The organism is Pseudomonas sp. S2_B10 (assembly GCF_054668425.1).
In genome coordinates this window covers 81,352-94,218 of sequence record NZ_CP162768.1, presented here as the reverse complement: position 1 = coordinate 94,218, position 12,867 = coordinate 81,352, and the positions used below count along the sequence as shown (strand labels likewise).

At 60.4% G+C, this 12,867-nt stretch carries 11 protein-coding genes and 1 pseudogene; 6 read left to right on the top strand and 6 right to left on the bottom strand.

The window, feature by feature from the left end; translation table 11 throughout:
- Positions 1-64: 64 nt before the first annotated feature.
- Positions 65-1,471: a GABA permease gene (gabP, locus tag AB4O45_RS00450; protein WP_095180054.1), complete on the top strand. Its 1,407-nt coding sequence runs from the start codon at positions 65-67 to the stop codon at positions 1,469-1,471.
- Here gabP and AB4O45_RS00445 read toward each other — a convergent pair.
- Entirely contained in the window at positions 1,468-1,680 is a 213-nt protein-coding gene (locus AB4O45_RS00445) for a hypothetical protein (RefSeq protein WP_041480326.1), read from the bottom strand. The two genes, gabP and AB4O45_RS00445, sit on opposite strands and share 4 nt — an antisense overlap.
- An 18-nt stretch (positions 1,681-1,698) precedes the next feature.
- A complete protein-coding gene (locus AB4O45_RS00440) occupies positions 1,699-3,750 on the bottom strand; it encodes a 2Fe-2S iron-sulfur cluster-binding protein (protein ID WP_252878220.1) in 2,052 nt (683 codons plus the stop codon).
- 284 nt (positions 3,751-4,034) lie between these two features.
- Here AB4O45_RS00440 and AB4O45_RS00435 point away from each other — a divergent pair, with 284 nt between their 5' ends.
- Both AB4O45_RS00435 and AB4O45_RS00430 read left to right on the top strand, forming a co-directional pair.
- Positions 4,035-4,664 (top strand): glutathione S-transferase family protein, encoded by a 630-nt coding sequence (locus AB4O45_RS00435; protein WP_256809834.1) that lies wholly within the window; start codon positions 4,035-4,037, stop codon positions 4,662-4,664.
- Between the two features lie 370 nt (positions 4,665-5,034).
- Complete coding sequence (locus AB4O45_RS00430) at positions 5,035-5,955, top strand: LysR family transcriptional regulator (RefSeq protein WP_041480329.1); 921 nt, start codon at positions 5,035-5,037, stop codon at positions 5,953-5,955.
- A 27-nt stretch (positions 5,956-5,982) separates the two neighbouring features.
- Here the strand turns inward: AB4O45_RS00430 and AB4O45_RS00425 are convergent, their stop codons facing one another.
- Both AB4O45_RS00425 and AB4O45_RS00420 read right to left on the bottom strand, forming a co-directional pair.
- The gene (locus AB4O45_RS00425; protein WP_243243178.1) at positions 5,983-6,759 is read right to left on the bottom strand and encodes an alpha/beta fold hydrolase; all 777 of its coding nucleotides are present in this window, start codon (positions 6,757-6,759) and stop codon (positions 5,983-5,985) included.
- Between the two features lie 155 nt (positions 6,760-6,914).
- Positions 6,915-7,820, bottom strand: a complete 906-nt coding sequence (locus AB4O45_RS00420) for an AraC family transcriptional regulator (protein ID WP_460160911.1) — start codon at positions 7,818-7,820, stop codon at positions 6,915-6,917.
- A 125-nt stretch (positions 7,821-7,945) separates the two neighbouring features.
- Between AB4O45_RS00420 and rclC the strand changes: the two genes are divergently transcribed.
- Positions 7,946-8,521, top strand: a complete 576-nt coding sequence (gene rclC, locus AB4O45_RS00415) for a reactive chlorine resistance membrane protein RclC (RefSeq protein ID WP_252867636.1) — start codon at positions 7,946-7,948, stop codon at positions 8,519-8,521.
- A gap of 30 nt (positions 8,522-8,551) precedes the next feature.
- Complete coding sequence (locus tag AB4O45_RS00410; protein ID WP_252867635.1) at positions 8,552-8,779, top strand: DUF2790 domain-containing protein; 228 nt, start codon at positions 8,552-8,554, stop codon at positions 8,777-8,779.
- A gap of 1 nt (position 8,780) precedes the next feature.
- Here the strand turns inward: AB4O45_RS00410 and AB4O45_RS00405 are convergent, their stop codons facing one another.
- Together AB4O45_RS00405 and AB4O45_RS00400 are read right to left on the bottom strand one after the other, a co-directional pair.
- Positions 8,781-10,022, bottom strand: coding sequence for an MFS transporter (locus AB4O45_RS00405; RefSeq protein WP_252867634.1), 1,242 nt, complete (start codon positions 10,020-10,022; stop codon positions 8,781-8,783).
- Positions 10,023-10,140: 118 nt separating this feature from the next.
- A pseudogene (locus AB4O45_RS00400) lies at positions 10,141-11,275 on the bottom strand (lactonase family protein).
- A 274-nt stretch (positions 11,276-11,549) separates the two neighbouring features.
- Between AB4O45_RS00400 and AB4O45_RS00395 the strand changes: the two are divergent.
- A complete protein-coding gene (locus AB4O45_RS00395; RefSeq protein ID WP_371699886.1) occupies positions 11,550-12,842 on the top strand; it encodes an Nramp family divalent metal transporter in 1,293 nt (430 codons plus the stop codon).
- Positions 12,843-12,867 lie beyond the last annotated feature (25 nt).

Sequence of the window (12,867 nt, the reverse complement as noted above, 5' to 3'; positions counted from 1 at the left end):
AAGTGATGATCGCCTGACGCTCAGTCAGTGGCCCAAACGTCGATCATGAGAACAATAAGAACCCATGACTAGCCTGAACCCCAAGGACTCCAACGGTCAGTTGGCGCAAGGTTTCAAACCGCGTCACGTCACCATGCTTTCCATTGCCGGCATCATCGGCGCAGGACTTTTCGTTGGCTCAGGCCACGCCATCGCCGCCGCAGGACCTGCGGTGCTGCTCGCTTATCTGTTCTCCGGTCTGCTGGTCGTGCTGGTGATGCGCATGCTCGGCGAAATGGCCGTGGCGCACCCCGACACCGGCTCGTTTTCCACCTACGCCGATCAAGCCATTGGCCGCTGGGCCGGCTTCACCATTGGCTGGCTCTACTGGTGGTTCTGGGTGCTGGTGATTCCCATCGAAGCACTGGCCGCCGGTCACGTGCTCAATCAGTGGTTTCCCCAGGTCGATGCCTGGTTGTTCGCCTTGCTGTCGATCGTCCTGCTGGTGATCACCAACCTGTTCAGCGTGTCGAAATACGGCGAGTTCGAATTCTGGTTCGCCATGGCCAAGGTCATCGCAATCATCGGTTTCATCGGCCTGGGTTTTGCGGTGCTGATGGGCTGGATTCCCGAGCGCGAAGCCAGTGGCTTGAGCACGCTGATGGCCGAGCACGGCGGCTTTGCGCCGAACGGCATGTCGGCGGTGGTCGGCGCGTTCATCACCATCATGTTCAGTTTCATCGGCACCGAAGCGGTGACCATTGCCGCTGCGGAATCGAACAATCCGGCGCAGAACATCGCCAAGGCCACGCGTTCGGTGATCTGGCGTATCGGCATTTTCTATCTGCTGTCGATCTTCGTGGTGATTTCCGTGGTGCCGTGGAATGACCCGCAACTAGCCTCGGTCGGCTCCTACCAGCGCGCACTGGAACTGATGAACATCCCCAACGCCAAATTTCTCGTCGACGTTGTGGTGTTGATCGCGGTGGCCAGTTGCATGAACTCCTCGATCTACATTTCCTCGCGCATGCTCTATTCCTTGGGCCGACGCGGCGATGCGCCGCCGGCATTGAAGGTGACTTCGGGGGCGGGCGTGCCACGCGCGGCGGTGATCGCCAGCACGGTGATCGGCGCAGGCGTTACCTTGCTCAGCTATTTCATGCCGGCCGGGCTGTTCCAGTTCCTGCTCGCCAGCTCCGGCGCGATTGCCTTGCTGGTGTATCTGGTGATCGCCATTTCGCAGTTGCGCATGCGCCGCCGACTGGAACGGGAAAAGGTCGAAATGACCCTGCGCATGTGGCTGTTTCCCTGGCTCACCTGGCTGGTCATCGCCTTCATCTGCGCGGCTTTGGCAGTGATGATGATCACCCCTGAACATCGCCTGGAAGTGACTTCGACCATTGGCTTGGCGCTGCTGATTTCCTTCGTCGGATTGATCAGCAGCCGCCAGCATGGGCCGGCGGGCAGAGTGGCGGCGGTGAGCAAAGCCTAAGCAAACAACGCCTTGAGCCCACGGGAAAACCAGCCGTTCGGGCTCGAAGGCAGATGCTCACGTTGATTGAATGAGCCCGTCAACGCGCAGGTTTCACCGGCGAGTGAACCCATCAATTGCGGCAGCAAAAAGCTGCGTTCGCATTCGCTGGCGGACAGTCCGGTTTTCTCTTGCGGCCAAACGACGCTGGTTTCGGCAAACGGCTTCATGGCACACCTCCTCAACATTCAAACATCCAGCACCAGGGTGTCGCTGCCCTGCGCCGGGGCGGCGCAGCAGATCAGCACTTCGTCATCCGCCAGACGCATGGCCGGCGGGGTGAGGTAATGCACCTGGCCGCTGGTAAGGCGGGTTTTGCAGGTGCCGCACGAGCCGCCGCGACAGCTGAACTCAGGATTCAAGCCACGCGCCTCGGCCAGTTCCAGCAAGGTGCCGCTGCCCGGTTCCCAGCGTGCTTCCTTGCCGGACGTGGCAAACAGCACCTTGACCGGCTCTTCCGCGACCGGCACTTGCGGCGGCGCCGGGGTGCTGATTTCGACATCGCGGATCAGCGTCGACGGGCCGAAGGTTTCGGCGTGGATGCGATCGTCCGGGATGCGCATTTTGCGCAGGCCGTCGTACAGCGCCTGGGTAAAACTGCCCGGGCCGCACAGGTAGAAATCGTAGTCATCCAGCGGCAGCAGGCTCTTCAGCAAGGCGATGTCGATGCGCCCGGCATGATCGTAACCCTGCGCTGTTGCTTCCAGCGGCGGCTGGCTGACCACGCGCAGCACCTTGACCTTGTCACCGGCGCGTGCAGCCAAGGCGTCGATTTCTTCGCGAAAGGCCAGATCCTCGACGGTGCGACTGCTTTGCACGACCCAGGTCGGGCGCATGCGGCTGATGCGTTTGCCCTGATAGACCACCTCGCGCAGCATCGACAGCAACGGCGTCACCCCAACCCCGGCGGCCAATAGCACCAGTGGCCGGCGTTCGGTGGCGTCAACGGTGAAATCGCCTTGCGGCGCGCGGGCTTCGATCAAATCCAGTGCCTGGACCCGATCATGCAGATGCGAGGATACCGAGCCATCGCGTTTGACGCTGATACGCAGAAACTCGTCCGACGGCGCGCTGGACACGCTGTAGGTGCGGATCGACGCGGCATCCTGGCCGTCGAGCAAGACCTTGATCGGCAAGTGCTGGCCCGGTTCGAAGCGCGGCAGGCCGAAGCCGTCGTTGGCTTGCAGGTAAAACGAACGGATCTGCGGACTCTCATCGACCACCCGCGTGACGTGCAGCGCGCGCCATTGATTGCGCAGCGCCTCGGCCTGCAAACGCTCGCGGGTCTGCTCCCAGCTGCCGGTCATTTGCGAATTGGGCGAATCGCCTTGCGGCTGCTCGGCCCAGCGTAGTGGCAATGCGGCCTGACGGTAAACGATGCGCTGCGGCTTGAAGCGCCACAGACGCTCGGCGCCCTGGAACGCGGCGATTTGCGGATCGTCGAGCAGCACTTCTGCGCTGCCGGTCATCTGCAACAGATCGCCGCTTTCAAAATCGATGAAGGTCAGCCCGGCGCGCGGGTTGAGCAGGATGTTGCCCAAGGTGTTGAAGAACAGATTGCCGGAGAAATCCGGGATGGTCAGGGTGCCGTCCTCGTCCATATGGACGAAACCGGATTTGCCGCCGCGATGGGACACATCGACTTGCCGCTCACCGTCGCGCACCACGTAAGTGGCCACGTAGAACGAATCGGCGGCGGTGATCATGTCGCGCACCAAGGGTTCGCTGACAGGCAGGTCGAGCGCGGTGTCGGTGGTTTCGTCGACGAACGCGTAATGGCGCAGATTGATGTAGCGCGGGCAGTTGCCGTAAGCCTGGGTCACGCCGATCTCGAGGCTGTTGTCAGCGCGGCGGCTGATGTTGCCGTTCATGCGATTGCGCCGACGGGTGTGCAGCTCGATGCCGAGCATGCCGATCGCGTCGCCGGGCTGCAGGCCTTGATTCGCCGGATCGTTAGGCTGGGCGTCGAGTTTGATCTTCAGCACCTGTGGCGACGGCGAATCCATGAAGCCCGGTTGACCGGTGCGCAGCGTCGCCCACGGGTCGCCCTGGCCATCAACGGCGCCGAGCACGACGAAGGGCAGTTGCGCGTAGAACTCGCGGTGCTGATCCGGCATCCAGTCGCGGGCCAGTTGCCGCTGGCCGACACCAACCATCATTTCCACCGCGCCGACGGCACGTTGCAGGGTCAGCTCACCTTCATGCCAGGGCGAGGGCTGCGGTTTCGACGCTGTGTCCATTTCGATTCTCCTCGGGTGCAAACGGGCCGGTGAGCCGCCAGGGGCTGAAGCTCAAGTGGGCTCATGTTCGCCCTCGGCCGGTTGCGAGGGAATGGCCAGAAACTGCAATCCACTGTTTCACGCGGTGAAATGATCCCTACGCGCGCCTAAGGACGAGGATGATTATTTCACTGGCTGAAATGCTCGATTGTATTTGCTGAGGATTCCGCGATTTGCGGCAGGGGAGCAGGATGAGCCCATCGACACGATCAGCGGGTCGACCTCAAAAAATCCAGGAGCACGTCATGTCTCAGTCAGCCGTCAAACTGTATCGTCATCCGTTGTCCGGCCACTCGCATCGCGTCGAGTTGATGCTGTCCCTGCTGGATGTTCCGACCGAACTGGTGTTCGTCGACCTGATGAAGGGCGCACACAAAACCCCTGAATTCCTCGCCCTCAACCGTTTCGGCCAAGTGCCGGTGATTGACGACAACGGTACGGTGCTCGCTGATTCCAACGGCATTCTTGTTTATCTGGCGAGCAAATACGGCAACGGCCAGTGGCTGCCGAGCGATCCGGTCGAACAAGCCAAGGTGCAACGCTGGTTATCGGTAGCTGCCGGGCAGATCAGCTCCGGCCCGGCCACGGCGCGCTTGATCACGGTGTTCGGCGCCGGTTACGACGCAGCTGATGCGATCAAGCGTTCCCATGCGTTGTTGCAGGTGATGGAAGACGAGTTGGCCAACAGCGCATTCCTTGCCGGCGACAAGGCAACCGTTGCCGATGTGGCCGCCTACACTTACGTCGCCCACGCACCGGAAGGCAATGTCTCGCTGGAGGATTACCCGAATGTGCGGGCGTGGCTGGAACGGGTCGAGGCGCTGCCGAAATTCGTCGGCATGCAGCGCACAGCGGTGGGCCTGCAAAGCGCTTGATATCAGCGCACGCCAAAAAACCTTGTGGGAGCGGGCTTGCCCGCGATAGCGGTGGGTCATTCAACGGTGATGTTGACTGACAGAATGCCTTCGCGAGCAGGCTCGCTCCCACGGGTTTGGCGTCAGCTGTCCCATCCATGCATTGGAAGACACTGTCTCGCTGGAGGAATATCCGAATGTGCGGGCGTACTGGCGGGAGTTGAAGCATTGCCCAAATTTAACTCTGTACACCAAACCCTGTGGGAGCGAGCCTGCTCGCGAAAGCGGTGTGTCATGCAACGGTGATGTTGACTGACGGAAAGCTTTCGCGAGCAGGCTCGCTCCCACATGATTTCACTGTGTTTTCGAGGTTTTTTACAGGTTCCCGTCTATGGATCGTTTTCAGGAAATGCGCATGTTCCTGGCCGTGGCCGAGGAGGGCGGCTTTGCGGCGGCGGCCCGGCGTTTGAACACCTCGCCCCCCAGCGTCACCCGCGCCATTGCTGCGCTGGAACAACGCATCGGCACGCGTCTGTTGTCGCGCACCACGCGCAGCCTGCACCTGACCGAAGCCGGGCATCGTTATCTGGACGATTGCCGAAGAATTCTGTGCGACGTCGACGAAGCCGAAGAGGCCGCTGCCGGCAGTTATCGGGTGCCGTGCGGGCACTTGAGCGTGACCGCGTCGGTATTGTTTGGCGAGTTGTTCATCGCGCCGTTGCTGGCGCAATACGTCGATGCGTTTCCTTCGGTGCATCTGAAGGCTTTGCTGGTTGATCGCGTGGTGAATATGGCGGAAGAGGGTATCGATGTCGCCGTGCGCATCGGCCATTTGCACGAGAACAATCAGCATGCAATCAAGGTCGGCGAGGTCCGTCAGGTGATCTGCGGCACCCCCGATTACTTCGCCCGCTATGGCCGACCGCAACATCCGAACGAGCTGAGCCGCGCCAATATCGTCATGTCGTCCGCCAGTCATTTGCTCAGCGATTGGCAATTCGCCCATGCCGATGGCCCGTTGAGTTTTCGCTTCGAGCCGCGTCTGGTGGTCACCGCGAATCAGGCGGCGATCAACATCGCCAGCTCCGGTTGGGGCATTACCCGGGTGCTGTCCTATCAAGTCGCCAGCCAGGTCGCGGCCGGTGAACTGGAATTGGTGCTGGAGGCCTTTGAGCCGCCGGCGTTACCGGTGCAACTGGTCTATCTGAAACATCCGCGCGTACCGGCGAAGGTGCGCACGTTTGTCGATTTCCTCAGCGAGCGGCTGCAACACCACCCAGCGCTGAAAGCCGTGAACAGGGTTCACGGCTAAGGCTTCAAGGTTCAACTCAACGCTGGATCACTTCCCGGCCGCAGCCGTTTCGATCAGGCTGGCAACGGCTTTCGGGTTGGACACCATCACCACGTGCGAAGCGCCTTTGACCACGACGGTCTGCTTGGAGTGCGCGCGCTCGGCCATGAACGCCAAGGCTTGCGCCGGGATGTTCTTGTCCTGGTCACCGTAGACGAAGTACGACGGCACGGTTTTCCATGCAGGCTCGGTGGCGGCTTCGTTGAGCGCGGCGACGGTCACCGGGCGCTGCGTGGCGGCCATCAACTTCGCATCTGCCTGAGACACATCGGCAGCGAACTGATCGTGGAATTTGTCCTGCTGGATGTACAAATCCTTGCCACCATCGGCCAGCTCAACCGGGGCCGACAGGGTCGGGCCAAGGGTGCTGCCAGGGAAACGCCCGGACAGCTCAGCGGCGGTTTCACCCTTTTCCGGTGCAAAAGCTGCGACGTACACCAGCGCTTTGACATTGGCATTGCCGTAAGCGGCTTCACTGATTACCGGGCCACCGTAGGAGTGGCCGACCAGTACCACCGGAGTTTTCACGCTGGCCAGCACATCCGCCACCGATTGCGCATCACCCTTGACCGAGCGCAGCGGGTTGGCAGCGGCGATCACCGGATAGCCATCCTTCTCGAGAATCTTGACCACGCCGTTCCAGCTGCTCGAATCGGCAAAGGCGCCGTGCACCAGTACCACGGTGGGTTTGACCGGCGCGGCGAACGCAGCGGTGGCGCCGAACATGGCGGCGGTAAGGGCGAGGGTTGCGAAGACTTTGTTCATGGTGATGTCCTGTCGATTGGTTAAGGTAGGAATGGAAGCGACAGTGGTATTTAGCGCGCTAAATGTGTCAGTTGTGTGTGCGCACGGCCGAACTTCGCATGCGTATGTATCTGTGTCGGCAAATGCTACACGCTGATACAAAGCGATCCATCCGCTCAGATCGCGCGGCGGATCTTGCCCGGGGCCTCGCCGTAGGTTTCCTTGAATTTCTTGCTGAATGCAGCTTGCGACTGATAGCCGACCTGCACGGCAATGTCATTCAGGCCCAGATGCGAATGGCTCAGCAGACTGAATGCCAGCTCCATGCGCAGCTGGGTCAGCAGCACCCACGGCGACACGCCAGCGACCCGGGCGAAGGTGCGCATGAACGTTGCGCGGGACATGTTCGCGGTGTCGGCCATGGCCTCAATGGTCCATTCGTGCGCTGGGTCAGCCAATATCGCCTGACAGGTGCGGCCGAGGCGCTGATCGCCGAGCAGCGCCAGGGTGCTTTTGTCCTGCTCCGCACGGGCCAGGTGCGCCCGCAGAATCAAGGTGAACAACGCTTGGGACAGTGAGTCGAGGAGAAAGCGTGCACCCGGCTGTTCGCTGTCGGCTTCGCTGCGCAATAGCGCGACCAGGGCTGTCAGCGGCGCATCCACCGGCAAACCATCGTTGGCAATCAACAGGTAATCGGGGAGGGCGGCGAACAGCATCGATGCGCGGTTGTAATGAAAGCCACCGCAGAGCATGTCCAGATCGGCGCTCGCGCCACCCAGCCGATAGATCGGCAACACCCCGCCGGGAATCAGCGTTGGCAGCATTGGCGCTACATCTTTACCGCCGCTGTGCAGCACATGCGGCGTGCCCCGTGGCAACAGCAGAATATCGCCAGCGCGCATCGCCAGGCGTTGCCCGCTGGCCAGTTCCACCCGGCATTCACCTTTGAGCACGATGTGATAGGGCGCCTTGCCCAAGGCTTCCTGTTGATGATCGCGCGCCCAGTCGCCTTGAAACTGGCAACGCAGATCGAGGCTGCCGCGCACGTTGGCCAGGCTGATGAGCTTATCGAGCGAGTTCATTGGCACCCATCACGAAGGAATCCGCAAAGTTGAGACGATTGAGCAAGACGTTGAGCATGACCGACAAAAGCGCGATTCGGTAGCACCGCAGACTGACTCCACTTTCATTGATCTGGAGACGTCGCATGTTCACCTCAATCAACGCCGGACTACAACAGCTCGGCAAACTCGATCGCCTCGGTATCCCGCTGATGCGCGCGGCCATCGCCATCGTCTTCCTGTGGATCGGCGCGCTGAAATTCGTCCCGTACGAAGCCGACAGCATCACGCCCTTCGTCGCCAACAGCCCGGTGATGTCGTTCTTCTACGAACACCCGCAGGACTACAAGGCGCACCTGACCCATGAGGGCGAGCTGAACGCCGACAAGCGCGCCTGGCAGACCGCGAACAACACCTACGGTTTTTCCACCGGGCTTGGCGTGGTGGAAATCGTCATCGGTCTGCTGGTCCTGTCCAACCCACTTTCCCGCCGCACCGGCCTGCTCGGTGGCGCGCTGGCGTTCGCTACGCCGCTGGTGACCCTGAGCTTTCTGGTTACCACGCCTGAAGCCTGGGTCGCTGCGCTGGGCGATGGTCAGCATGGCTTTCCCTATCTGTCCGGTGCCGGACGCCTGGTGCTCAAAGACGTCCTGATGCTCGCCGGAGCGCTGCCGGTCATGGCCGATTCCGCGCGCCAATTGCTGACTGAACGTCAGGCCTGAATTCCCCATCCTTTATAGAGAGATCACAGCATGAAAACGTTTATTGCTTTGACCCTGACCATCCTCGCCGGCAACGTGTTCGCCGCCACCGAACCTGCACAAACCGGCGTGCCACTGGATATCGCCAAAATCATCAGCATCACCGACACCAGCGCCGCCTGCGGAATTGTTCCGGTGGAGGTCGTCTATGAAGACAGCCACGGCCAGCGGCATGTCGCCACGTACAGCGTTTTAGGCGATGGCTGCGGTGGCGATTAGCTCAGGTTTGGCCCATAACCGCAGCGGACTCGATTTTCTCAGTCCGCTGCAGCGTTTCCGGAACAGCGATCAACAGCAGCAGAAACGCTGCTCCTGCAATTGCGGCAAGGGTTAGGAATGCGGCGCTGTAACCGGCGGCTTCGACGACAAAACCGGCTAGCCCGTTGCTCAGCGCCGCGCCCAGGCCAAACGCTGTGGTCAGCGCGCCGAGGCTGACATTGAAATGCCCGGAGCCGAGGGTCAGATCCTTGACCATCACTGGAAACAGCGCACCGAACAAACCAGCGCCGACGCCGTCGAGCAACTGCACGGCGACCAGCCAGTACGGATCATCCGAGAAGGTGTAGAGCAAGCCACGCAGCGGCAGGATCAGAAAACCCGCCAGCAATAACGGTTTGCGCCCCCATACATCGGCTTTCGCGCCGGCCAGCAGCGCCATCGGCACCATCACCAGTTGCGCGGCGACGATGCACGCCGACGTCAGCGGTGTGGCCATGTGCAAGTTGGCTTGCGCGAGTTTCTGGCTCACCAGCGGCAGCATCGCCGCGTTGGCCAAGTGGAACAGCGCGCAGCACAGGGCAAACATCAGCAACGGGCGATTGCTCAGCAGTACCTTGAACCCGGACGGCTGATGGCTTTGATCGCCAGGCTGCAAACCGCGCGCGACGTCGTGATCAATCGCCTCGGCCGAGACGAACAGCACGGCAATCACGCTGGCCAGCGCCATGACCGCCATCAGATAAAACACCGCCACCGGACCAAACAGATAGGCAAACAAACCGGCTAATAACGCTGCGCACGCGTTGCCGGCGTGGTTGAACGTCTCGTTGCGACCGGTACGCCGGGTGAATGCTCGCGGGCCGGTGATGCCCAGGGTGATCGCGGAGATGGCCGGGGCAAAAATAGATGCTGCCGCCGCGCTCAAGGCTTGAGTCAATGCCACCAGACTGAATGACGAAATGAACGGCAGGAGCAGACAACTCACCGTGACCAATAGCGCGGCGATGATGACCAGCGCCCGTTTCGCCCGGCTGCTGTCAACCAGCGCACCAGCGGGCGTCTGCGTGATCAGTGCGGCGATACCGGCAATGGTCATGACCACGCCGATACTGGCCGGGTCCCAGTGGTGCACGGCGAGCAAGTAGATGGCGAGGTACGGCCCGAGGCCGTCGCGAACATCGGCGAGGAAGAAATTCAGACTGTCCAGCGAGCGGTTGTTGCGGCGATCGAGATGGCTGATCACGGTGGGCAGTCTCTTGAAAGTGAGGTCTGCGTAAATGTATCAACCTCGGCAAACCTAATGACCGAAGCGGCGGGGGATTAGTTGCAGAACGGCGGAGCAGTTGCTGCTCCGCAGATATTCATGCATCAGGCGTTTGCAGTATTTCTATCCATAATGCGCCTTTGCCGGAGGCCGCTTCACCGACACGCTTCAGCGCGCCATCCTTGCTCACCGCGTACGTACCGACCTTGGCGCTTTTCTCGCCCGTCACCAGCAGCCAGTGGCCATCGGGGGAGAAGGCGATATTTCGCGGTTGCTGTTCTTGCACCGGGTAGTTATCGAGGAACTTGAGTGCTCCTGATGCCGGATCCACGGCAAATGCCGAAACGCTGCTGCTGGTGCGCTCACTCATCAGCAGCAGTTTTCCATCCGGCGACATGCGCAGGTCGGCAGCCCAGATGCGCGGGGTCGGATCGTCTTTCAAGTCGTTGTTGCGCGCATCACGGACTTCGCCGTGGGCCAGTTTCAATCGCTCGGGAATGCCGTTGGCTTCAGCGATTCGGGTCAACGCGCCGCTGGCCTCGTCGATCGAAAACGCCGTCACGGTGCCGCTCATTTCACCGACGACGTAAAGGAATTTGCCGTCGGGCGAGAACGCCAGGTGCCGAGGCCCGGTTTTCTCCGGAACACTGACCGCGCCGCTGCCGATCGCGCTGAGCTCGCCAGTCTCGGCATCCAGGCGATATTGCAGCACCTTGTCGGTGCCCAGGTTGCCAGCGTAGGCAAAGCGATTGCTCGGCTCGGTGCGAATCGAATGCGCGTGCAGGCCGGTCGGGTAGCGCAGGATGTTGGCGGAAGGTTGCTGATCCTCGCCGATCTTTTGAACGCTGAGGGTATCGGCGCCGTAGGACGCGGCGAGCAGGTAGCGACCTTTTTGATCGGTCGACAGGTAGGCCATGCTCTTCTGCCAGAGGCGCTTGGGTGAACTTTGTCAGGTGCCCGCTTTTGGAGTCGATCTGATAGCCCAAAACCTGGAAAGGCTTGACCCGCAACGCTGCAAACAGCACTTTGCCGTCCGGGGTGAGCGCCATGGGATTGACCTGATCACCGGCCTGAACCTGTTCAATAAGGGTGAGTGCGCCGTTGTTCTGATCGAGGCGGTATTGCGAAATGAGACCGTCACCGGGGCTTGAAATATAAGCGAAGGTAGCGGCGTTGGCCGTCACGCTCAGAGCTGAAGCGAGCGCAGCGATCAAGAGGGTTCTTTTCATCATTTTCAGCCTTATTGTTGTTGTGATCAGTCATCCTATGAGTGATTGGCTGGGCCATCAATGGCTATTTCGTGGGCCTGTAACGTCGCTACGCTTATTTGACGTGCTTGTTCTAGATGATTTTGATCAGCGGAAATGACCGGAGAGGGTGGTCGTGATTGAGGTTTGACACATTTCTACATACTCTCCCGTTAGCGTTGTTGTACGACATCCTACCTAATGTGCGCAGTGCAACAACTCTCACAAAAACAATAATGGAGATACCCCTATGACGAGCATGGCTCCACTCGATCATCAGGCCGCTGCAAAACCGCAAAACCTGTTCCTGCGTACGCTGAAACTGCTCGGCCCTGGCATTATCGCCGTGCTGTCGTGGCTCGGTGCGGGCGATCTCATCACGTCGTCAGTGGCCGGTGCGAATTACGGCTACGCAATGATGTGGGTGCTGGCGGTCTCGCTGTTGCTCAGGTACCTGATCGTCAACATCATTGCCCGGTTCCAGCTGTGTAATAACCAGGGCATGACCATCCTGCAGGGCTACGCCCAGCTCAACCCGGTGTTTGCCTGGTTCATGTTGGTTTATGCCTTGTTGATGGGGCACTTGATGAACGCCTACATGATCAAGGGGGCAGGGGAGTCGCTGGCGATGCTGTTCAAGATCGATCAGCCATTGCTGTGCTCGGTGGCGGTGGTGCTGGCGGTCTGGATGCTGGTCGGGCGCAACATCTACACGATGATCGAAGGCGTGATGAAGCTGCTGCTGGCGATCATGACCCTGGCGTTCATCGCTTTGGCGGTGATGTCCGGTCCGGATGTCAGCGGCATCATCAAAGGCACCATCGGCTTCAGCATTCCACCGGACGAAGGCGTGCATGGCGCGTTGCTGGTGGCGGTTTCAGTGATCGGCGCGGTTGCCGGCTCGATCGCCAACTTCGTGCACCCCTATGTCATGCGCCAGAAAGGCTGGACCGGGCCGCAGCACAAGCGCATTCAGCGTAACGATCTGCTGTTTGCGGTGTTCGTCGGGATCATCATCAACCTGGCGATCTGGATCGTCGGTGCGGAAATCCTGCGGCCCAACGGCATCGAGGTGAAAACCTTGGGCGATCTGGGCAAGGCGCTGGAAATCTTCTTCGGCCCGATCGGCTGGTACGTGTTCTTCATCGGCGTGTTCGCGACGCTGTTCGCCAGTATTTCAGGCAAGACCACGGCGTTTCCGATGCTGATCACCGATGCCTTCCAGCATGTTCGTCCTGAGCGTCGCGAGAAGTACGGTAAAGAGTTCCATCACGACCCGATGCACAAGTGGTTCATGCTGTTCATCCTGGTCACGCCGCTGATCTGGTCGATGCCGGGCATGCCGGATTTCGTCACACTGACCATTGGTGTCAGCGCATTGAACATCATTGGTTTGCCGGTGATTTCCCTGGGCTTGCTGATCATGTCCAACCAGAAATCGCTGCTGGACAAGCAATATCGCAACAACCTGTTTGAAAACATCGCGCTGATGTTTGCTACAGGTCTGGCGCTATGGGTAGCGTTCCAGTTGGGCGTTGATCTGTTTACTTGACGGGAAGCAGTCGAGGGGGCACACG